Annotated in this window: 20 protein-coding genes; 9 read left to right on the top strand and 11 right to left on the bottom strand. The window is 73.4% G+C overall.

The features are described 5' to 3' along the window. Positions 1 to 224 precede the first annotated feature (224 nt). The 3 genes from OG247_RS07085 to OG247_RS07075 all read right to left on the bottom strand — a co-directional run bounded on the left by OG247_RS07085 (position 225) and on the right by OG247_RS07075 (position 6,041). The gene (locus OG247_RS07085) at positions 225 to 1,490 is read right to left on the bottom strand and encodes an IS701 family transposase (protein ID WP_442813232.1); all 1,266 of its coding nucleotides are present in this window, start codon (positions 1,488 to 1,490) and stop codon (positions 225 to 227) included. 226 nt (positions 1,491 to 1,716) lie between these two features. Further along, positions 1,717 to 3,087 carry an SWF or SNF family helicase gene (locus OG247_RS07080; RefSeq protein ID WP_327251423.1) on the bottom strand — a complete coding sequence of 457 codons (1,371 nt, stop codon included), beginning with the start codon at positions 3,085 to 3,087 and terminating at the stop codon, positions 1,717 to 1,719. Between the two features lie 5 nt (positions 3,088 to 3,092). After that, positions 3,093 to 6,041, bottom strand: a complete 2,949-nt coding sequence (locus tag OG247_RS07075) for a DEAD/DEAH box helicase (protein WP_327251422.1) — start codon at positions 6,039 to 6,041, stop codon at positions 3,093 to 3,095. Positions 6,042 to 6,222: 181 nt separating this feature from the next. On the opposite strand from OG247_RS07075, the gene OG247_RS07070 reads away from it, so the two are divergent. After that, positions 6,223 to 6,405: a hypothetical protein gene (locus OG247_RS07070; RefSeq protein ID WP_327251421.1), complete on the top strand. Its 183-nt coding sequence runs from the start codon at positions 6,223 to 6,225 to the stop codon at positions 6,403 to 6,405. A 22-nt stretch (positions 6,406 to 6,427) separates the two neighbouring features. Continuing rightward, positions 6,428 to 6,973, top strand: a complete 546-nt coding sequence (locus tag OG247_RS07065) for an MOSC domain-containing protein (RefSeq protein ID WP_327251420.1) — start codon at positions 6,428 to 6,430, stop codon at positions 6,971 to 6,973. Between the two features lie 165 nt (positions 6,974 to 7,138). Here the strand turns inward: OG247_RS07065 and OG247_RS07060 are convergent, their stop codons facing one another. From OG247_RS07060 to OG247_RS07045, 4 genes are all read right to left on the bottom strand, one after another. Further along, a complete protein-coding gene (locus OG247_RS07060) occupies positions 7,139 to 7,525 on the bottom strand; it encodes a hypothetical protein (RefSeq protein WP_327251419.1) in 387 nt (128 codons plus the stop codon). 172 nt (positions 7,526 to 7,697) lie between these two features. After that, positions 7,698 to 8,177, bottom strand: a complete 480-nt coding sequence (locus OG247_RS07055; protein WP_327251418.1) for an SAM-dependent methyltransferase — start codon at positions 8,175 to 8,177, stop codon at positions 7,698 to 7,700. Positions 8,178 to 8,274: 97 nt separating this feature from the next. Then, complete coding sequence (locus tag OG247_RS07050; RefSeq protein WP_327251417.1) at positions 8,275 to 9,063, bottom strand: hypothetical protein; 789 nt, start codon at positions 9,061 to 9,063, stop codon at positions 8,275 to 8,277. Between the two features lie 297 nt (positions 9,064 to 9,360). After that, the gene (locus OG247_RS07045; RefSeq protein WP_327251416.1) at positions 9,361 to 10,032 is read right to left on the bottom strand and encodes a class I SAM-dependent methyltransferase; all 672 of its coding nucleotides are present in this window, start codon (positions 10,030 to 10,032) and stop codon (positions 9,361 to 9,363) included. A 167-nt stretch (positions 10,033 to 10,199) separates the two neighbouring features. On the opposite strand from OG247_RS07045, the gene OG247_RS07040 reads away from it, so the two are divergent. The 5 genes from OG247_RS07040 (at position 10,200) to OG247_RS07020 (ending at position 15,303) form a co-directional block, all read left to right on the top strand. After that, the gene (locus OG247_RS07040; protein WP_327251415.1) at positions 10,200 to 10,997 is read left to right on the top strand and encodes an MHYT domain-containing protein; all 798 of its coding nucleotides are present in this window, start codon (positions 10,200 to 10,202) and stop codon (positions 10,995 to 10,997) included. Positions 10,998 to 11,082: 85 nt separating this feature from the next. Beyond that, positions 11,083 to 13,824 (top strand): sensor histidine kinase, encoded by a 2,742-nt coding sequence (locus tag OG247_RS07035; RefSeq protein ID WP_327251414.1) that lies wholly within the window; start codon positions 11,083 to 11,085, stop codon positions 13,822 to 13,824. Further along, entirely contained in the window at positions 13,824 to 14,267 is a 444-nt protein-coding gene (locus OG247_RS07030) for a roadblock/LC7 domain-containing protein (protein ID WP_327251413.1), read from the top strand. The genes OG247_RS07035 and OG247_RS07030 overlap by 1 nt, the downstream gene beginning before the upstream one ends. Before the next feature lie 11 nt (positions 14,268 to 14,278). Then, on the top strand, positions 14,279 to 14,665 hold the full coding sequence (locus OG247_RS07025) for a DUF742 domain-containing protein (protein WP_327251412.1): 387 nt from the start codon (positions 14,279 to 14,281) through the stop codon (positions 14,663 to 14,665). Then, positions 14,665 to 15,303: a GTP-binding protein gene (locus OG247_RS07020; protein ID WP_327251411.1), complete on the top strand. Its 639-nt coding sequence runs from the start codon at positions 14,665 to 14,667 to the stop codon at positions 15,301 to 15,303. The genes OG247_RS07025 and OG247_RS07020 overlap by 1 nt, the downstream gene beginning before the upstream one ends. Positions 15,304 to 15,395: 92 nt before the next feature. Here OG247_RS07020 and OG247_RS07015 read toward each other — a convergent pair whose 3' ends face one another. Continuing rightward, the gene (locus tag OG247_RS07015) at positions 15,396 to 15,824 is read right to left on the bottom strand and encodes a PPOX class F420-dependent oxidoreductase (RefSeq protein ID WP_327251410.1); all 429 of its coding nucleotides are present in this window, start codon (positions 15,822 to 15,824) and stop codon (positions 15,396 to 15,398) included. Between the two features lie 106 nt (positions 15,825 to 15,930). On the opposite strand from OG247_RS07015, the gene OG247_RS07010 reads away from it, so the two are divergent. Both OG247_RS07010 and OG247_RS07005 read left to right on the top strand, forming a co-directional pair. Then, positions 15,931 to 16,329, top strand: a complete 399-nt coding sequence (locus OG247_RS07010; RefSeq protein WP_243340556.1) for a roadblock/LC7 domain-containing protein — start codon at positions 15,931 to 15,933, stop codon at positions 16,327 to 16,329. Between the two features lie 113 nt (positions 16,330 to 16,442). Beyond that, the gene (locus OG247_RS07005; protein ID WP_327251409.1) at positions 16,443 to 17,342 is read left to right on the top strand and encodes a DUF6397 family protein; all 900 of its coding nucleotides are present in this window, start codon (positions 16,443 to 16,445) and stop codon (positions 17,340 to 17,342) included. Here the strand turns inward: OG247_RS07005 and OG247_RS07000 are convergent. The 3 genes from OG247_RS07000 to OG247_RS06990 form a co-directional block, all read right to left on the bottom strand. Continuing rightward, positions 17,306 to 17,716, bottom strand: coding sequence for a YchJ family protein (locus tag OG247_RS07000; protein WP_327251408.1), 411 nt, complete (start codon positions 17,714 to 17,716; stop codon positions 17,306 to 17,308). The genes OG247_RS07005 and OG247_RS07000 overlap by 37 nt on opposite strands. A 34-nt stretch (positions 17,717 to 17,750) precedes the next feature. Next, on the bottom strand, positions 17,751 to 18,653 hold the full coding sequence (locus OG247_RS06995) for an acyl-CoA thioesterase (protein WP_327251407.1): 903 nt from the start codon (positions 18,651 to 18,653) through the stop codon (positions 17,751 to 17,753). Between the two features lie 106 nt (positions 18,654 to 18,759). Next, a complete protein-coding gene (locus OG247_RS06990) occupies positions 18,760 to 21,282 on the bottom strand; it encodes a DEAD/DEAH box helicase (RefSeq protein WP_327251406.1) in 2,523 nt (840 codons plus the stop codon). Positions 21,283 to 21,335: the final 53 nt, after the last annotated feature.

The raw sequence follows: 21,335 nt of genomic DNA, 5'->3' as shown, positions 1-21,335 counted from the left end.
ACCCGGAGCGCCCCATCGTCGTACCGGCCCGCCGCCCCGACAAGCGGTACGTCGGCCAGTGCGGGCCACGGGGCGGCCGGTCCGCGCCGGTACGCCCCGGTCCGGCGGCCTAGTAGTGCTTGGTCAGGTTGGTGTGAGGGTGGGTATGTCGCGGTGACAGGTGGGGCAGGCGCCGGCCCAGGTGGCGAGGAGGGTCTGCAGTTCGCGGACGATTCGGTAGAGGCTCAGGCCGGCGCCGTTTCTTTTGGGGCTCTGGCCAGTCGCTGGAGGGTGCAGAAGGCGTGGGCTGCGGAGACGAGGGTGACGTGGTGGTGCCAGCCGTTCCAGGTGCGGCCCTCGAAGTGGGCAAGTCCCAGGGCCTGTTTCATCTCGCGGTAGTCGTGCTCGATGCGCCAGCGGAGCTTCGCCAGCCGCACGAGTGTGGTTAGCGGTGTCTCCGCGGGCAGGTTCGAGAACCAGAACTGGACCGGCTCTGCCTGATCGGCAGGCCATTCGGCCAGCAGCCAGCACGCGGGCAGTTCCGGCCCGTCGATGGCTTTGCGGACCTCGCGGCCGGCGGGCCGGACCCGAAGGGCAACGAATCGCGAGTACATCCGCTTGAAGCCGCTGCGGCCCGTGCCGGGACGAGATCCCTCGCGCCATTGCACTGGTCTGGCCGCCTGTTTCCCGGCCTCGATGACGAGGTTCTTCACGCTCCGGGCCGGTTCGGGATACCTTGCCACCGGCTTGCGTCCGGTGCCGCGGTAGGGCGGAGTGCAGGGCAGCGCGTCGCCGGGCTGGGCGGTCACGGTGGTGGAGATGCCCACCACGTAGTGCAGCCCGCGTTCCTCCAGGCCGAGACGGAAAGCGGCGGTGTCCCCGTATCCGCCGTCGGCGATCGCGAGGGGGACGTCCAGGCCCCACGACCGTGTCTCGTCGACCATGTCCAGGGCCAGCTGCCACTTCTCGACGTGGCCCAGGCCTTCGGGGATGCCGCACTTCGCCCGGCGGGCCGCCTTGACGGGATCGGCCTTCGGCGAGGCGGGGTCCCAGGTCTCCGGGAGGAACAGCCGCCAGTCGACCGCCGCCGAGGCATGGTCGCCGGCCAGGTGGAGCGAGACCCCTGCCTGGCAGTTGGTGACCTTGCCCGCGGTGCCGGTGTATTGCCGCGTCACACAAGCCGAGGCATCGCCGTCTTTGAGGAACCCGGTGTCGTCGATGATCAGTGCGGTCGGTTTGATCGCCGTCTGCATCATCCACGCGAGTCGGGCCCGCACGTGGGCCGGGTTCCATGGGCTGGAGGTGATGAAGTGTGCCAGGGCCTGCCGGTTCCCGTCCTCCCCGAGCCGGGCGGCCATGGGCTCGACGGACTTGCGTCCGCCATCTGTCAGCAGCCCGCGCAGGTAGACCGACCCCCACCGACGCTGATCCGCCCTCGCGAACGGTTCGAACACCTCCGCCGCGAAATCCTCCAGATCACACCGGACCGCAGCCAACTCCTCGGGCATCACACCCGATCAACGGAACAACCGATCATCCGGACACGCCACCAACGACTGAACCTGACCAAGCCCTACTAGTGCTGTGACCGGAAAGGTTCACCGGGTCGCGACGCCCGGCACGGCACCTCGCCGCGTTGTCGGACCACGCCGGTACGTCCAGGACGAGGCGCGGTCCTCCGCCTTGCGATGCACCGCACCGAACGCCGCGACCCGGCAAACCTTTCCGGCCACAGCGCTAGCCCGCCGCATCCTCCGGCTCCTCCGGGTCCAGCGCGGCCAGCGCCGCCGCCGGGTCCGTGGACGAGGGGCCCGCCGGGAGCCAGTGGTCCGCCGCCCGGCGGTACGGCCACCAGCGGCCCTCGCGGCCCAGGCGGAGCTGGCGGTCGCCGCCCGGCTCCGTCCAGCGGGCGCGGATCCGGCGCAGCACCGGGGCCGGGGTGCCGGTGTCGCTCTCGGTGCCGGCGTCCGCCCCGTCGGGCCAGGCCGCCGCCAGCGCGGCCCGGGCCCGGGCGAGCGACGCCCGGTCGGGGGCCCAGTCCTCCTCCAGTACCGCGACGGCCTGCGCCCCGCCGAAGCCCCAGGCGAGTACGGCCCGGTCCATGGCCGCCCGGTCCCTGTCGGAAGCCGCCGACAGGCGGGAGCGGACCCGAAGGTCATGAGCCTGCGCCGTGAGCCGTACGGCGTCCTGCGCCATCGTGGGCCCGGGCTGCGGGGCGCGCTCCGCGTGGCCCGCGGCGAGCGCTTCCGCCAGCAGCCGGTACGCCTGCGTCGCGGCCGCCTGCGCCAGGAACTCCACCCCGTCCACGTCCAGGCCCGGCGGCTCCGTCGCCGTCTCCGTGTCCAGGGTCGGAGGCTGGCCCGGCGCGTCCGGCAGCCGCGCGGGCGGGGGCAGCGGGGGCAGGTCGGCAGCCGCCGCGTAAACCTCCGACGCGTAGACCTCGGACGCGGGGACGACCGCGTCGGCGGCGGATTGCGGAGCCTCCGCTTCCGCCGTGCTGCGCTCCTCCAGCTCGGCCACCAGACCGGCCTCCGCACGCCCGCGCAGCAGCAGCAGCACGAAGGGGTCCTGGTCCAGCAGCCGCGCCACCTGGTAGCAGAGCGCCGCCGTGTGCGGGCAGTGGTCCCACTCGTCGCAGTCGCAGCGCGGGTCGAGGTCGCCGATCCCCGGCAGCAGCTCCACCCCGGCCGCCGCCGCGTCCTCCACGAGCTCCGGCGGCACCTCCCGGTCGAGCAGCGCCGCGATGTGACCCGACTCGGCGGCCGCCAGCCCGAGCAGCCGGTCCCACTGCGCTTCCGTGAACTCCTGCACCAGCACGTCGGTCCGGTGCGCCGTCCCGTCCGGGTCGCGCACCACGGCCGTCAGCCCGCCCGGCCGCACGGACACGGCCCCGACCGCGCCCGAACGCGCGTACCGGCGGCCCTGCTTGACCTGCTGCCCGTCCAGCGCACTGTCCTCCAGGGCGCGCAGCCAGGCATGGCCCCACCAGGTGCGGGCGAAGCCGCGGCCGGGGGCGGGCGGGAACGGCGGGAAGGTCTTCTCGTACGGGTCCTTGGCGTACGGGTCCTTCGCGTACGGGTCCTTCGCGTACGGGTCCTTGGCGTTCATCCGTGTCACTCCCCGGAGGCGGTCGGGCGGAGCGCGACGAGTTCGGCCAGCTCCGCGTCGCTCAATTCGGTCAGTGCGGCCTCGCCGCCCGCGAGCACGGCATCGGCCAGGGCCCTTTTGCGTTGCAGGAGTTCGGCGATCCGGTCCTCGACGGTGCCCTCCGCGATGATGCGGTGCACCTGGACGGGCTGGGTCTGGCCGATCCGGTAGGCGCGGTCGGTGGCCTGTTCCTCGACGGCCGGGTTCCACCAGCGGTCGTAGTGGATGACGTGCCCGGCCCGGGTGAGGTTGAGGCCGGTGCCGGCCGCCTTGAGGGAGAGCAGGAACACGGGCGCCTCTCCCGCCTGGAACCGGTCCACGAGCTCTTCCCGGCGCGGAACGGGCGTGCCCCCGTGCAGGAGTTGGGACGCGATGCCGCGCGCCGTCAGGTGGCGCTCGAGGAGCCGGGCCATCGTCACGTACTGCGTGAAGACCAGCACCGAGCCGCCCTCGGCCAGGATCGTGTCGAGCAGCTCGTCGAGGAGCTCCAGCTTGCCGGAGGCCGCCCCGGCGGCTTCCTTCGAGCCGGGCTGCTCCTTCGTGTACTGCGCGGGGTGGTTGCAGATCTGCTTCAGCGAGGTCAACAGCTTCACGACGAGCCCGCGGCGCTCCATTCCGTCCGCCCCGGCGATCGCGGCGAGGGTCTCGCGCACGACCGCCTCGTACAGCCCGGCCTGTTCGCGGGTCAGGGACACGGCGTGGTCGGTCTCGGTCTTGGGCGGCAGTTCGGGTGCGATTCCGGGGTCGGACTTCTTGCGGCGGAGCAGGAACGGCCTGACGAGCGCCCCCAGTCGGGCCGCCGCCCGCGGGTCGCGGCCGCTTTCGACCGGCTCGGCGTAGCGCGTGCGGAAGGTGCCGAGGCGGCCGAGGAGGCCGGGAGTGGTCCAGTCGAGGATGGCCCAGAGCTCGGACAGGTTGTTCTCGACCGGGGTGCCGGTGAGGGCCACGCGGGCGGCCGAGGGGATGGTGCGCAGGGCCTTGGCGGTCGAGGAACGCGGGTTCTTGACGTGCTGGGCCTCGTCCGCCACGACCATGCCCCAGCGCACGGCGGCGAGCCGGGGCGCGTCCAGGCGCATCGTGCCGTAGGTGGTGAGGACGAACCCGCCGGCCGCCCCTTCCAGGCCGCGGCCCGAGCCGTGGAAGCGGCGCACCGGCGTTCCGGGGGCGAACTTCTCGATCTCCCGCTGCCAGTTGCCCAGCAGCGAGGCCGGGCAGACCACCAGGGTCGGCCCTTCGTGCCCGTGCTCCTGGCGGTGCAGGTGGAGCGCGATCAGTGTGACGGTCTTGCCCAGACCCATGTCGTCGGCGAGGCAGGCTCCGAAGCCGAGCCCGGTCAGGCGGGCGAGCCAGCGCAGGCCGCGGAGCTGGTAGTCGCGCAGGGTGGCGCGGAGGGCGGCCGGGACCTGCACGTCGGCCCGCGCGTCGGCCGGCGCGGCGGCGTGCTCCGGGGCGGCGCGCTCCGGGGCGGCGTGCCCGGGATCCGGGTGCCCGGGGCCAGGGTGCCCGGGATCTGCCGGCTCCGGGTCCGCACCCTCGGGGTCGGTGGTGAGGAGCGTGCGGAGCCGTTCCAGCGCGCCGGTGGCCTCTACGTCGTACCGCGTGCCGTCGAGCTCCGCCGAGCCGGTCAGTACGGCGGCCAGCGCGTCGGCGGCCGTCACCTCGCGGTCCTGGCGGGCGAGGGCCCGGGCCCGCCGGGCCGCGGCCGGATCGATCAGGACCCACTGGTCGCGCAGCCGGACCAGGGGCCGCTTCGCCTCGGCGAGCCGGTCCAGCTCGTCGGCGGTCAGATCGCCCTGGCCGCCCAGTGCGTAAAGCCAGCCGACGGGGTGTGCCGCGGTGGCGGAGAGCAGGCCGGGCAGGTCGGAGCCGGATGAGGCCCGGCCCACGACGGCCCGCGCGGTGAGCGTCGTACGGGCGAGCCCGCGCGGCCAGTGCACCTGCACTCCGTCGGCCGCCAGGGCGCCGGAGGCCTCCCCGAGCAGCTCCGCGACCTCCTCGTCGGCGAGGTCCACCGCGTCGGGGACGGCCGCGCCGAGCAACGGCGCGAGGGGCGGCCACAAGCGGGCGGCACGGCGCAGGGCGCGCAGCGCGTCCAGACGGGCGCGGGGCGGGAAGGCGGCCGCGGCGGGCCCGGAGCCGGCCCAGACGTCGGCGGCGTCCGCGACGAGGGTGGCGTCCGCGAGGCCGTGCATCTGCAGGACGGCGCGGAAGGCGGGGGGTTCGGCGTCCGGGTCCACCTCGATGCGGAGCGAGACCCGCACCCCGGCGTCGTGCCCGGCCGCCACCTCCGCGGCCCAGTCGCGCAGCTCGGGGTGGAGCCGGGCCGGGCGCGCGGCGAAGGCGGGGCCGCCGGCGGCGGCGGGTGCGGCGGGGGAGCGGGGCAGGGTGTCGGCGACGGCGTCGAGGAAGGCGCGCAGCAGCGGCTCCGGGGCGGGCAGCCGGGGCGGGGCGCCGGGGTCGCCGTCCCCGCGGGGGCCGGCCGGTACGCAGTGCGCTTCGGGCGGCATGGCCGCCGCCAGCTCCCGGACCTCCTCCAGGTCGGCGGCGTCCAGCGGCCCGAGCCGCCAGGCGTCGTACCCGGCGGGGCTCAGGCCGGGCAGCAGCAGCCCGCGGGCGGCGAAGCGCAGGGCCAGCAGGGCGGCGGCGCCCCAGAAGGGCGCGGCGCCGGCCGAGGCGACGGCCCGGACCCGGGTGAGCAGGGGCAGGGCTTCGGCGAGGGGCAGGACGAGGGCCGTCACCGTGGTGCGCCGCAGATCGGGCGTGACGATGGTGAGCTGCTCGGAGGCGCCCCGGCCGTCCAGGTGCAGGTCCTGCGCCGGGTCCGTACGCCAGAAGGCGATCCGGCCTTCGCGGGCCGGTTCGGCGGGGAGGAAGGCGGCGGAGCAGGGGATGAGGCCGGAAATCGTCGGGAGCACGCATTCCTCAAACTTGACTACCGAGTACAGGGTGGCCGAGAGTAACCCACCCGCGGCCGCCCCGGCCCGTGGCGACACCGTGACCCGGGTCACTTCCCCGGCCGTTCGCGCGAGCGGGAACGGCCGGGCGCGAACGCGCGTTGTGTGGGGTAGTGGCCGACGGAGAAAGAGGGTGCCGCAGATGTCCACGAGCGGAAAGATCGCGGTTGCCGGTGTGGTGGCAGCCATCGTGCTGTTCTGGGCGGTCGGGTTCTGGGCCGGACTGCTGGTCCTGATCGGAGTTCCTGCGGCCGCCTACCTGCTGTTGGACTCCTCCCAGCGCCGTAGGCTGCGGGGCATATCCAGGAAGCAGATCGGCCGCTGACGGCGGCAGGGGGGTCAACCATATGAGCACGGCGCAGGTCGCGGCGGTCAGCAGCAACGGGGTCTACTCGTTCACCAAGCCCACGCGCGCGAGCATCACGCTCCTCGAAGGGCTCGGCGTCGAGGGGGACGTCCACGCGGGGGTCACGGTCAAGCACCGTTCCCGTGTGGCCCAGGACCCCACGCAGCCGAACCTCCGGCAGGTGCACCTGATTCACCGGGAGCTCTTCGAGGAGGTGGCCGAGGCCGGCCACGAGGTCGAGCCGGGCCAGCTCGGGGAGAACGTCACCACCGAAGGCATAGACCTGCTCGCCCTGCCGACCGGCACGTTGCTGCGTCTCGGTGCGGATGCGGTGGTGGAGGTGACCGGGCTGCGCAACCCGTGCCTGCAGATCGACACCTTCCAGCACGGTCTGCTCAAGCGGGTGGTGAGCCGGGACGAGGAGGGCAACCTGCTCCGCAAGGCCGGAATCATGGGCGTGGTCCACCGGGGCGGCACCATCCACCCCGGCGACACCATCGAGGTCACTCTGCCCCCGACCCCGCACGTCCCCCTCGACCGCGTCTGAGCCACATCCCCCGCGCCCCGCACTGCAGGCGCGGGGGAGCCCCGGCTCGAACACCGGGTGCCGATCAGTGCGCTGACCGGCTGGCGCCGACAGACCCGGCGCCGACCGACCCGGCGCTGACCGATGGGCGCTGACCGACCGGTGCCCGTTCTCTCAGCCGGTCCCTCAGCTGATCCACGCGCGAAGGCGTTCGCTGAGCACCACGTCATGGGGCAGTAGCTCCAGCTCGTGTGCGGGCACGTCCACCCCGTGCCGCCCGAGGACCCCGGCCAGGTGGCCCCAGTGCCCGGCCGCCATCTGCTCCTGCGTCATGCCGTCGAAGGGCTCGTCCGGCCCGACCACCGTCCGGGCCGTCTCCTCGATGTCCTCGGTGGAGGTCAGCGCGGGGATGCCCGCCGGGCCCGAGGTGCTCCAGCCGCGATCGTCGAGCAACACCACACTGCGCCCGTCCGCGAGTACGGCCTCCAGCCGTGCCGACACCGACAACTGCTGAGCGCTCGTGGTGCCGACGTCCAGATCGGTGTAAGTGACCAAACGGGTCACCGCAGTCATGCCGCACTCCTGTCGGCTCGCCCAACGCCCGGCCCTGTTCCCCGAGCTCCCCGGTGCGGCCCGTCGCCCGGGCGCTCACGGAATCCCGGAGCCTACACTCGGCGACGCCCCGCCCCGCCCCACCCGGCCCGGCCCCACCCCACCCCACCCCACCCGTCCGCCCCCGCGCGACTCAGTAGTAGTCGTGCATCAGCTCCGTCGCCCACTCCGGCTGGCGGTGCTCGCCGCGCGGGCCGAATTCCGTCATGTACGGCTTGAGGTCGAGCACGGGAGTCCCACCCACCGCGTCCAGCCCCTCCACGTGCAACTCCGGGCCGTCCGCCGCCAGGACGTCCACCTTCACGACGCGACAGCGCGAGAGGCCCAGCCGGTTGGGGCGGTTCTTGCCGCGCTGGGCGAAGATGCCGACGAGCGGCCAGTCCGGATTCCCCCGGGGGCGCCGCGCCCCCGTCTCGATCTTGGCCTCCGGCACCCGGTCGAAGTGGAAGACCACCTCGACGTGCGAGAAGTCCTCCATTCCGTACAGGGCTTGCGGACCGAACCGCTCCGGGTCCAGGCGGATCACCGCCGTCTCCCGCCCCCAGTCGTCGTCGACGACCGCCGAGCGGCCGCCCACCACCACACCCACCGGGACCACTTCCACCGGATCCATCAGCGCATCCTCCCCCTCACACCCGCCTCGGACACCACGCGTGCCTCGCCCGCGCACTCATGCCACCCGGTCCCACCCCGTCCCACCCCGTCCCCGCTCAGGCCGGCCGCACGGCGACCCGGTCCAGTGCCGTGAGCAGCTCCGACAGCTCCGGAAGCTTCCCGTGCGCCTCGTGCGGTACGGCCAGCACCTCGCTCGGCTCCTCGTCCAGCAGGACGAAGGCGGCCCCGCCGGTGCGGGCCACCAGCGACCACCCCGGCCCGTCGACGCGCAGCGTCCGCGCCTCGTCGCCCGCGAAGGACGACCGCACCCTGCCGGGCGGCGGCGGGCTCTGGGTGTACCCCAGGGCCTCCTCCAGGGCCCGGGCCAGCCCCGGGTGCGCGGCAGCGGCGGCCCCGCCGTCCGTGGCCACGCGCTCGCTCCAGGCGGCCCACTCCCGGGCTATCTGGTCGGCGCCCATCCGCCGCTGCACCGGACCCCAGGCCTCGGCCGACGGCGGGGCCAGCGGGACCCGCCCGGTGCCGTCGGCGCCCTGCTCGGGGTCGTGCGGATCGGGGATTCCCGCCGTGGCCACCGCGAGGTCCAGCGGCCAGCCCGCCAGGGATACCACGATGGACCGTTCGTCGGGGGACAGGTCGTATTCCATCCCGCAGTCCCACGAGGCGATGGCCATGGCCACGAGCGAGACGTCGTCGACCACGACCGTCCAGCGCGCGCCCTCCTCGTCCTGTCCCAGCACCAGGCCGTACCCGGCGGCCGCCGGCGGCACGCCCAGCAGCGAGCAGGCCTCGGGGTAGTCGTCACCCAGGATGCTCGGGAACTGCGCGGGGGTCAGCAGCACGGCGGTCAGCACGTACAGCGACCCGCCGTCCTCCTCTTCGGACACGTGGCCTCCCGGTCGTTCTCTCGTCGGCGCACCCTAACCAGCGAGTAACCACCGCGTCGAGAGCTGGCGGGAGTCGATTTCCAAGCCCGCCACCTGCACGGAGGCCCGGACACCCGCCACGGAAGCCCGCCGCAGGCGTCGGCGCGCCCAGGGCGACCGCGGCGCGCGTCGGCACGGACCGCGCACCCCGCCGCCGTCGGCGGGCCGACCGTCCTGTGCCGGCCGGCCGCGGGCCGCGGCGGGCCGTGCCGCACCGGTCCGGCACCGGGCACGTGGCCGACGTAGAGCATTCGTCGGTCAGGGGGTGCGGACCGCCAGTGCGAGGAAGCGGGTGTCCTCGTCCGCGTACGAGGTCAGCCGCCAGCCCGAACCGGCCAGGAGCGGGCCGAGGTTGTGCTCGGCGCGCATGTCGTCCGGGGTCAGCTCGCGGCCGTGGCGCGCGGCGAGGGCCGCCCTGCCGATCGGGTGGAACAGCGCGAGCCGGCCGCCCGGGCGGACCACGCGGGCGAGCTCGCGCAAGTTGGCCCCCGGGTCGGGCAGATGGGCGATGAGACCGGCGGCGAACACGGCGTCCAGCACCCCGTCGCGCAGCGGCAGCAGGGCCACGTCCGCCAGGAGCAGGGTGCCCTCGGCGTCCCGGCCGGCCGCGTGCGCGGCGATCAGCATCTGCGGAGTGACATCGGCGCCGAGCACCGTTCCCGACGGGCCGACGGCCGCGCGGAGCGCGGTCAGTGCCCGCCCGGTGCCGCAGCCCGCGTCGAGCACCCGGTCCCCGGGACGCAGTCCGAACTCGCCCACGGCGGTGGCGAAGGCGGGCTCGTCCCCGGGGAACTTGCGGTCCCAGCCGGCCGCGCGCGCCCCGAAGAACTCCTGGACGTGGCCGCGGTCCCGCGTCTGGTCCCGGGGCCGGTCCCGGGCCGGGTCCTGCGACCGGTCCCGGGTGTGGTCCTGTGTGCGGTCTTCGCTCATGTGCCCATGATCCCCCACCGGGGCTCCGGCACATGCCTGCGGAACGTGTGCAAGGTGGTACGCGGTGTGATCGAAGATGAACGTATCTCTGTCATATTCCAGCAGTTCCAGTGGCTTTCGAAATGCTGCCCGTGTTCGCTCCCTCACCCGGACTAGCTTCCGTGGCCATGGGACACCTGGACCACGCCGCCTATGGCTGGCTTACCCCCGCGCTGTCATACGTGATGGCTTCACTCGGCGCCGCCCTCGGCCTGCGCTGCACCGTCCGCGCGCTCGCCGCGACGACCCGAGCCTCCCGCCGCAACTGGCTCCTCACCGCGGCCTCGGCCATCGGCACCGGGATCTGGACGATGCACTTCGTCGCCATGCTCGGTTTCCACGTCACCGGGTCCGAGATCCGCTACAACGTGCCGCTGACCATCCTCAGCCTCCTCGTCGCGATGCTCGTCGTCGGCGCCGGAGTCTTCGCCGTCGGCTACGGGAAGGACCGCGGCCGGGCCCTCGTCCTCGGCGGCCTCACCACCGGCCTCGGCGTCGCCAGCATGCACTACCTCGGCATGGCGGCCCTGCGCCTGCACGGCTCGGTCTCCTACGAGCCGCTCACGGTCGGGCTCTCCGTCGCCATCGCGGTCGTCGCGGCCACCGCCGCCCTGTGGGCCGCCCTCAACATCAAGTCCCCGGTGGCCGTCGCCGTCGCCTCGCTCGTCATGGGCGCCGCCGTCAGCAGCATGCACTACACCGGCATGCTCGCGGTCGCCGTCGAGGTCACCCCCTCGGACGCGGCCCTGCCGGGCGCCACCGCCATGCAGTTCATCTTCCCGCTCGCCGTCGGCCTCGGCTCCTACCTGTTCATCACCTCCGCGTTCGTCGCCCTCTCGCCGACCGCCGACGAGCGGGAGGCCTCCGCGATGGCCTCCGCCGACCTGCGCCTGGGAGAGCGGGCCGCCACCGCCCCCGCGGGCTGAGGCGCCGCCGCCGGCGCCCCCACCGACACCACGCCACCGCCCCGCGACCGTCACGTACGTACGCACCGCCCGGAACGAGGAGCCCATGCGCAGACCCCGCAGAACACCGGAAGCAGCGGCGTCGCGGCCGCCCGCGCCCGCGCCGGCGGGTGGCCGCGGCAAGGGGCCGGGCCGCCGGGCACACGCCGGACCGCCCGCCCGGGAGCCGGCGGAGCACGAGGGCTCCGGCGCGCTCGCGGCGATACCCGGCGCGGCCGGGGCCGGCGGCCGCGGTCCGCGCCTGCGGCTGCGCCCCGCCACCGTCCGAGCGAAGATCGTCTCGCTGCTGATGGTGCCGGTGGTCTCCCTGCTCGCCCTCTGGGCCTTCGCGACCGTCGACGCGGCCCAGGACGTCGCCCGCCTCGGCCGCGCCCAGCACGTCGACCGGGAACTGCGGGCACCGCTCGACACCACCGTCACCGCGTTGCAGGCCGAACGGCGCACGGCCGTACGGCTGCTGGCCGACCCCACCGGCGGCCAGGCGGCCGCCGCCCAGGCTCCCGGCCGGGCCGCCGCCTTGGACGAACAGGCACGCCGTACCGACGGAGCCGTACGGACACTGCGGCTCGGCGACCGCAACACCGTGGCCGACTCCGGCGACTACCGCACCGACATCGTCATCCGACTGCGCGCCTTCATCGCCGCCGCCGAAGGGCTCGGTCCGGCGCGCAAGGACGTCGCCGAGCACCGGGCGACCCCGGAGGCGGCCTACGAGACGTACACCCGGGTGATCGACGCGGCGCTGGAAGTCGCAGGCGCCCTCTCCGGAGGCGGCCAGGACGCCGAACTGGGCGTCGACGCCCGGGTCCTGCTGGAGTTCGCGCGGGCCGGGGAGCAGCTGTCCCGGGAGGACGCCCTGCTGACGGCGCCGGGGCCGCGCACCGCCGAAACGCTTCGCCGGCTGACCGGCGCGGTCGAGACCCGGCGGGCCCTGACGGCCTCCGCCGCCCGGGACCTGCCCGCCGCCCAGCAGGACGCCTGGCAGTCCGTGGCCAAGAGCGCCGCCTACGCCGACCTCACCGGAGCCGAGGACCGGGCGCTGGCCGCCGCGGCCGGTGCCGGGGCGGCCGGCCCGCCCTCCGGCTGGGAGGCGGCCCACACCTCGGTCGCCGGCTCGATGCGGGAGATCGCGGACGCCGCCCACGCGGCGTCCGCGGACCGCACCGACCCGTTCGGAGCGGGCGCGCTGAGTCCCGCCGGAGCCGCCGTCGTCTTGGGCCTGGCCGCCGTGGCCGCCTCGCTCGTCATCTCGGTCCGCATCGGCCGGGCCCTCGTCGTCGAACTGGTCTCGCTGCGCAACACGGCGCTGGAGATCGCGCACCGCAAACTCCCGCAGGCCATGGACCGGTTGCGGGCCGGCCAGGACATCGACGTGTCCGCCGAAACCCCGCGGGGACCGGCCGCCGACGACGAGATCGCCCAGGTCGGCGAAGCCCTGGCCACGGTCCACCGGGCCGCGCTCAGCGCCGCCGTCGAACGCGCCGAACTGGCCAGCGGTGTGAGCGGGGTCTTCGTCAACCTCGCCCGGCGCAGCCAGGTCCTGGTCCACAAGCAGCTCACCCTGCTCGACTCGATGGAGCGGCGCGCCGACGACCCGAACGAGCTCGGCGACCTGTTCCGCCTCGACCACCTCACCACCCGGATGCGGCGGCACGCGGAAAGCCTGATCATCCTCTCGGGCGCCGCCCCCGGGCGCGCCTGGCGGATGCCGATCCCGCTGACGAACGTCGTACGGGCCGCCGTCTCGGAGATCGAGGACTACCCGCGCGTCGAGGTCCGCCAGCTCGCCGAGGCCGCCGTCGTCGGCGGAGCCGTCGCCGACCTCACCCACCTGCTCGCGGAACTCATCGAGAACGCCACCCAGTTCTCCCCGCCCCACACCAAGGTCCGGGTCAGCGGAGAACCCGTCGGCGCCGGCTACGTCCTCGAGGTCGAGGACCGGGGGCTCGGCATGGGCCGCGAATCCCTCCAGGAGGCCAACCGGCGCATCGAGCAGTCCGAGGCGCTCGACCTCTTCGACAGCGACCGGCTCGGGCTCTTCGTGGTCAGCCGCCTCTCGGCCCGCCACGGTGTGAAGGTGCACCTGCGCATGTCACCGTACGGCGGCACCACCGCGGTGGTGCTGCTCCCGAACTCCCTGCTCCAGGGCGCCCTCACGGCCGGAGCCCCGCAGCCCGAGGAGCAGGCGCCCGCCGCCCCGGCTCCGGAGCCGGTCACCGAACCGGTGCGGGAGCGGTTCAGGGAGCCGTCCCAGGCCATCAGCGTCGTACGGGACGACGCGCGCGGGGTCCCGGTCCCGGACCGGAGCCCCGTACGGGAGGAGCCCCGGCCCTCCCCGGTGGCCCCGCTGCGGCCGCGCGGCTCCGCGGGCGCGGTTCCCCGTACGCCCGCCCCGGCGGTCACGGCGGTCACGGCGGTCACGGCGGCCCCCTCGGGTCCATCGGCCCCCTCGGGCCCGGCCGCCTCGGTCACCGAACTGCCGCGCCGGGTCCGCCAGGCAAGCCTCGTCCCACAGCTGCGCGAAGCCCCCGTCCCCAAGGCCCCGGCCGGTGTCAGGGGGGCGGAGGAACCGCGCGGCCGCAGCCCCGAGCAGGCCCGCGAGCGGATGGCGGCGTACCGGGCGGGCTGGGTGCGGGGCACACAGGCGAGCAGCGAAGCCGGCGCGGAGGGTGCGGACGGTGCGGGCGGTTCCGGCAGGGCGGGCGGTCCGGGCAGTGCGGGTGGCACGGGCCGTGCGGGTGGCACGGGCGGGACAGGCAGTACTGGCGAAGGCGAAGGAGCACGATGATGATCGAACATCAGAGGATCGACCTCGACGGCGTCCGCAGGTCGGGCGAACTCGACTGGCTCCTGGACGACCTCGTGGTCCGGGTGCCCGAGGTCCGGCACGTCGTGGTCCTGTCCAACGACGGCCTGGCGGTGGGCGCTTCCAGCGCGCTCAGCCGGGAGGACGCCGAGCACCTGGCGGCCGTGGCCTCCGGCTTCCACAGCCTGGCCAAGGGTGCGGGCCGGCACTTCCACGCCGGGGGCGTGCGCCAGACCATGGTGGAGATGGACGAGGGCTTCCTCTTCGTGGCGGCCGCGGGGGACGGCTCCTGCTTGGCGGTGCTCAGCGGGGCCGGCGCCGACATGGGGCTGATCGCCTATGAGATGGCCCGGCTGGTCAAGCGGGTCGGCGAGCACCTGTACACCCCGGCCCGGTTCGCGGCGCGGCCGCCGGCCGCCGGTTGAGGGCGGCGGTCTTGAGCACGAACGGCCAGTGGTACGACGCCGAAGCGGGCCCGCTCGTGCGTCCGTACGCCATGACGGGCGGACGCACGAAGCCGGGACCGCACGGGGTCCGGTTCGACCTGATCGCGCTGGTCGCCGTGGACCCGGCGGGAACGGACGAGACGGCGGAGTCGCTGCTGGGACCCGAGCACCGTGCGCTGCTCGGCCTGTGCCGGGACGAGACCCAGTCGGTGGCCGAGCTCGCGGCGGACGCGGACCTGCCCGTGGGCGTGGTGCGCGTACTGCTCGGGGACCTGCTGGAGGCCGGACACGTCAAGGTCAGCAGGCCGGTTCCCCCCGCACAGCTGCCGGACGAGCGGATTCTGCGTGAAGTCATCGAGGGATTGCGAGCGCTGTGATGGGACTGAACGACAACGGGCCGGCGCCGGCCGCCGAGGGCGGAGAGGAGCTGGCGGCACTCGCGCTGAAGATACTCGTGGCGGGAGGCTTCGGCGTCGGGAAGACGACCCTGGTCGGCTCGGTCAGCGAGATCCGGCCGCTGCGTACGGAGGAACTGCTCAGCGAGGCCGGGGAACTGGTCGACGACACGGGCGGAGTCGACCAGAAGACGACGACCACCGTGGCCATGGACTTCGGGCGGATCACGATCAGGTCGGGGCTGTCGCTCTACCTGTTCGGGACCCCGGGACAGGACCGGTTCTGGTTCCTGTGGGACGAGCTGTCTCAGGGCGCGCTGGGCGCGGTGGTGCTCGCCGACACGCGGCGGCTGGAGGACTGTTTCCCGGCGGTGGACTACTTCGAGCACCGCAAGATTCCGTTCGTGGTGGCCGTCAACTGCTTCGCGAACGCCCGGCGGTACGCCTCGAACGAGGTCGCGCGGGCACTGGACCTGGATCAGGGGACGCCGGTGGTGCTCTGCGACGCGCGGGACAAGGACTCGGGGAAGGAAGTGCTGATCCGGCTGGTGGAATACGCGGGACGGGTGCACACGGCGCGGTTGCTGGAGTCGGTGGAACCGCGGGCCGATTCGGTGTGAACCGGCCCACGGCGAAGGACCGGCGCGGGATGGCGCGGGTGGGAGCGGCGGGTGCGGGGATGCGGGCAGTGCGGGCGGTGCCGGCGGTGCGGTCAGTCGGCCACGCCGGCTGCCGAGATCACCTTGTCGATGGTGACCCGCACGAGGAGTTCGCCGGGGACGGCGTTGCGGCGGCCGAAGGCCTCGCCGTGCTCCTCTCCCATGTAGCGGGCGCCGATCCTGGTCGACCAGGGGAGCATCGCGTCCAGGTCCTCGCTGATCTGTGCCCGGCCCTGGAGGACGACGTAGGAGAAGGGCGGCCGGTCGTCGTCCACGCAGAGCGCGACGCGGCCGTCGCGGGCCAGATTGCGCCCCTTGACGGTGTTCTTCCCGGTGTTGAACACGAAGGAATCGCCGTCGAGAACGAACCAGATGGGAGCGATGTGAGGGCTTCCGTCCTCGCGGACGGTGGACAGTTTCCCGGTGCGGGTGGAGCGGGAGACGAACTCCCGCCATTCCTCTTCAGTCATCTTCTTCACCATGGGTCCATCCTCCTTGCCGGAAAGCCGCTGGTGGGGAAGGCTGGCGGCACGAGTACGCGGGGTGGGGCGCGGCCGGTCCGGCCGCGTCGACGGGGAGGGACTGAATATGGCGCTGGACAAGCAGCTTGACTGGCTGCTGGACGACTTGACGCGGCGGGTGCAGCAGGTGCGGCACGCGGTGGTGCTCTCCAACGACGGCCTGGTGACGGGCGCGAGCGCGGGGCTGGCACGGGAGGACGCGGAGCACCTGGCGGCCGTCGCGGCGGGGCTGCAGAGCCTGGCGAAGGGCTCGGGGCGGCACTTCAGGGCGGGTGAGGTCCGTCAGACGATGGTCGAGTACGACGACGGGGTCCTCTTCGTCATGGCGGCGGGTGCGGGCAGCTGCCTGTGCGTGCTGAGCGCCTCCGAGGCCGATATCGGGCACGTGGCGTACGAGATGACGCTGCTGGTCAACCGGGTGGGGGAACACCTGGGTGTCGCGGAGCGGCGGATCACCGGCGGCTGATACCGGCGGGCGGCGCGGTTCGCCCGTTCCGGGTTGTCCACAGGCCCGGCGAGGCGTCGTTGCTCTGCGTTACGTTCTTCACACACAGTAATCACTCTGGTGGGGAGAGCGTGATGACACAGACGGTTCAGGCGCCGCAGACAGGGCAGGCGCCGCAGGTACTGCAGGCAGTACGGACACCGCAAGCGCCGCGGGCGACGGGCGCGGCGGACGCGACGGATACGACGCACATGGCGCAGGCCGCCGGGCTGATGGGCGGCGGGCGGGCCGCGGGGGAACTGGGGCTGAGCCGCAGCGAGTTCGCCCGCGCCGTTCAGCTGGGCATCGTACGGTCCGGACTCCAGGGGGCCGCCGGGACCGCCGGGGCGGCGCGGTACACCCGGACCGAGCTCGACCGGGTCCGGTCGGCCGAGGGATTCCCCGACACGCTGCGCGAGCGCGTGGAGACGGTCGCGGGAGCGGAGGCCGCGGCCGCCGTCCTGGGGGTCGGCCCGAGCCGGTTCACCCGGCTCGCACGCTGTGGGCACCTCACGCCGGTGGGATACCGGATCAACCGCTACCGAGTGGTGGTGTGGCTCTATCTGACCGCGGAGCTACGGGACTTCGCGGCCCGCGAGCCGGGGATGCTCCGCGGGAGCGCGCCGCCGGGGGACCGGGAGCTGATCGAGGCCAGGGCCGACCTGCGACCCGGGAAGTGGCGCGAGCGGCACGTCGGGCTGTTGCTGAGACGGACCGCCGACCCCTGGGAGCGGGCTGCCGTACTGGCCTCCGTGCTCCCCGAAGACGACCTGCGCGCGACCGTGCCCGACGCTGCGGAGCGGATCCTGCTCGGAGCACTCGCCCCGCCCCCGCCCTACGGGCACCCGCAGGTCCCGGCGGCCGCCGAGGTGGCGGCCCGGCTGCTGCGGGCCGGGTCACCGGACGAGGTCGGCTGGTACCGCACCAGCCTCGACTTCGCCCTGACCGGAGCGAGGGGTCAGTCGAAGTCCACGGGGGAGAGGGGGCCGACGTAGACCCAGGCCCCGTTCTCCCGGGCGAAGGAACTGTGCTCGTGCAGCGAGCCGGTGTGCCGGCCCTCGCGGTAGTGCGCCCGGAACTCCACTGAGCCCTCCGTCTCGAACATCCCGCCGCGCTCGGTGGCCAGGATCTCCAGCCGTTCCCAGCGCTGCCCGGGATCCAGGTCGAGCACGCCCGGCCGGGTCGTCGGGTGCCAGGAGCGCAGGAGGTAGGCGGTGTCGCCGACGGCGAAGGCGCTGAAGCGGGAGCGCATCAGCAGCTCGGCGGTGGGCGCCTGCCGCTCGCCGGAGTGGAAGCGGCCGCAGCACTCCGGATAGGCGGCGGGCAGCCCGCACGGGCAGGGCAGGGCTGGAGTGGCCGGGGTGGGCATGGGAACTCGCTCAGTTCTTCGAGGACGGGAGGGACTACTGGGGCGACACGGCCGGCTTGGAGGCCTTGGCGCCGTAGGGACGGAAGAGTCCCTCCTGGACGACCGACACCAGCAGCCTGCCTTCGAGGTCGTAGATGCGGCCGCGGGCCAGGCCCCGGCCGCCGTGCGCGATGGGCGATTCCTGGTCGTACAGGAACCACTCGTCCGCCCGGAACGGCCGGTGGAACCACATGGCGTGGTCGAGGGAGGCCATGTCGAAACCGCGCATGCCCCACAGGGGCTCCACGGGGATGCGCACGGCGTCGAGGAGGGTCATGTCACTGGCGTAGGTGAGGGCGCAGGTGTGCACGAGCGGGTCGTCGCCCAGCGGGCCGACGGCGCGCATCCACACCGCGCTGCGCGGATCGGCGTCCTTGAGCTCCTCCGGGGTCCAGCGGAGCCGGTCCACGTAACGGATGTCGAAGGGCTGGCGGCGGGCCATCCGCTCCAGCGCCTCCGGCAGCGTGCCCAGGTGCTCCCGGATCTCGTCCACGACCTTCGGGAGCGTGTCCGGGTGCGGGAAGTCGAGGCGGGGCGGCAGCTGGTGCTCGATGCTGCCCTCCTCCGGGTGATGGAAGGAGGCGGTCAGATTGAAGATGGTCTTGCCCTGCTGGACCGCGGTGACCCGGCGGGTGGTGAAGGAGCGCCCGTCGCGCACCCGCTCCACCTGGTACACGATCGGCACTCCGGGGATGCCGGGGCGCAGGAAGTACGAGTGGAGGGAATGGACGGGCCGGTCGCCCTCCGTGGTGCGGCCGGCCGCCACCAGCGCCTGGCCGGCGACCTGGCCGCCGAAGACGCGCTGCAGGGACTCCTGGGGGCTGGCGCCCCGGAAGATGTTGACCTCGATCTGCTCCAGGTCGAGCAGATCGACCAGCCTCTCGGCGGGGTTCGTCATCAGAGGATCTCCACTGTCGGGCCCGGCAGCCGGGACGGCGCCGGTCGGGTGCGGGTCGGGGGCCGGTTGCGGATCGCGTGGCCGCCCGGGCGGATCCGGGAGGCGGTCAGAGCTGGCCGAGTTCGCCGACCGAGGTGACGCGCAGGACCGCACGGCCCTCCTCGTCGGAGGCGGCGAGGTCCACCTCGGCGCTGATGCCCCAGCCATGGTCCCCGTTGGGGTCGGCGAAGGTCTGCCGGACGCGCCACAGGCCGTGTGCCGGGTCCTCCTCGATCTGGAGCAGCTTGGGGCCGCGCGCGTCGGGGCCCGTACCCAGGTCGTCGTACTCGTCCCAGTAGCCGTCCATGGCCTCGCCCCAGGCGTCGGCGTCCCAGCCGGAGTCGCCGTCCAGCTCGCCCAGCACGTTGACGTGGTCCAGGGCCGCCAGTTCCACCCGGCGGAACATGGCGTTGCGGACCAGGACGCGGAAGGCGCGGGCGTTCGCGGTGACCGGCTTGACCTGGTCGGCCTTCTCCTGGGCCTGCTCCGCCGTCTCCACCTCCGGGTTCGCCAGCTGCTCCCACTCGTCGAGCAGGCTGGAGTCGACCTGGCGGACCAGCTCGCCGAGCCACTCGATCAGGTCCTGGAGGTCCTCGGACTTGAGGTCGTCGGGGATGGTGTGGTCGAGAGCCTTGAAGGCGCCGGCCAGGTAGCGCAGCACGATGCCCTCGGTCCGCGCCAGTTCGTAGTACGAGGTGAACTCGGTGAAGGTCATCGCGCGTTCGTACATGTCGCGGATGATCGACTTCGGGGAGACGGGGTGGTCGCGGACCCACGGGTGGCTCTTGCTGTACACGTCGTAGGCGTGCAGGAGCAGCTCTTCGAGGGGCTTGGGATAGGTGATCTCCTGGAGCCGCTCCATCCGCTCCTCGTACTCGACCCCGTCGGCCTTCATCGCGCCCACGGCCATGCCGCGTTCCTTGTTCTGCTGGGCGGCGAGGATCTGGCGGGGGTCGTCCAGCGTGGACTCCACCACGGAGACCATGTCCAGCGCGTAGGACGGGGACTCCGGGTCCAGCAGGTCGAAGGAGGCCAGGGCGAAGGTGGACAGCGGCTGGTTCAGCGCGAAGTCCTGCTGGAGGTCGACGGTCAGCCGGATCGTGCGGCCCTCGGCGTCCGGGGTGTCGAGCTTCTCGACGACGCCGCCGTCCAGCAGGGAGCGGTAGATGGCGATGGCCCGCCGGATGTGGCGCAGCTGGGCCTTGCGCGGCTCGTGGTTGTCCTCGAGCAGGTGGCGCATCGCCTTGAAGGCGTCGCCGGGCCGGGCGATGACCGACAGGAGCATGATGTTGGTGACCTTGAAGCGCGAGGTCAGCGCCTCCGGGTCGGCGCCGATGAGCTTCTCGAAGGTGGTGTCCGACCAGGCCACGAAGCCCTCGGGGGCCTTCTTGCGGACCACCTTGCGGCGCTTCTTCGGGTCGTCGCCCGCCTTGGCGAGGGCCTTCTCGTTCTCGATGACGTGCTCGGGCGCCTGGGCCACCACATAACCGGCGGTGTCGAAGCCGGCCCGGCCGGCGCGGCCGGCGATCTGGTGGAACTCGCGGGCGCGCAGCGTGCGGACCCGGGTGCCGTCGTACTTCGTCAGCGCCGTGAACAGCACCGTGCGGATCGGGACGTTGACGCCGACGCCGAGGGTGTCGGTGCCGCAGATGACCTTGAGCAGCCCGGCCTGGGCCAGCTTCTCCACCAGGCGGCGGTACTTGGGCAGCATGCCCGCGTGGTGCACGCCGATGCCATGGCGGACGTAGCGCGAGAGGTTCTGGCCGAACTTGGTGGTGAAGCGGAAGTTGCCGATCAGCTCGGCGATCTTGTCCTTCTCCTCGCGGGTGCACATGTTGATGCTCATCAGCGACTGCGCCCGCTCGACCGCCTGGGCCTGGGTGAAGTGCACGATGTAGACCGGCGCCTGCCGGGTCTCCAGCAGCTCGGTGATGGTGTCGGTGATCGGCGTCGTGACGTACTCGTAGGACAGCGGAACGGGCCGGTTCGCGGAGCGGACCACCGAGGTGGGCCGGCCGGTGCGCCGGGTCAGGTCCTCCTCGAACCGCTTCATGTCGCCGAGCGTCGCCGACATCAGGATGAACTGCGCCTGCGGCAGCTCCAGGATCGGGATCTGCCAGGCCCAGCCGCGGTCCGGTTCCGCGTAGAAGTGGAACTCGTCCATCACGACCTGGCCGATGTCGGCGTACTTGCCGTCGCGCAGGGCGATCGAGGCCAGGACCTCGGCGGTGCAGCAGATCACCGGCGCGTCCGAGTTCACCGAGGCGTCGCCGGTCAGCATGCCGACGTTCTCGGTGCCGAAGAGCTTGCACAGGTCGAAGAACTTCTCCGAGACCAGCGCCTTGATCGGCGCGGTGTAGAAGGTGACCTTGTCCTGGGCCAGGGCCGTGAAGTGCGCACCCGCCGCCACCAGGCTCTTGCCGGAGCCGGTCGGGGTGGACAGGATCACGTTCGCGCCCGAGACGACCTCGATCAGCGCTTCCTCCTGGGCCGGGTACAGGGTGATGCCCTGGTCCTCCGCCCACGAGGAGAAAGCCTCGAAGAGGGCGTCGGGGTCGGCGTTCGGCGGGAGCTGATCAATGAGGGTCACACCCCCCATCTTGCCTGGCTTCCCACCGGATCAGGGAACCGGCGGACAGAAGG

This window comes from Streptomyces sp. NBC_01244 (assembly GCF_035987325.1).
In the GTDB taxonomy this organism is placed as follows: domain Bacteria; phylum Actinomycetota; class Actinomycetes; order Streptomycetales; family Streptomycetaceae; genus Streptomyces.
Note: the sequence above shows the minus strand (reverse complement) of the source record. Positions and strands in the feature narration are given on the sequence as shown.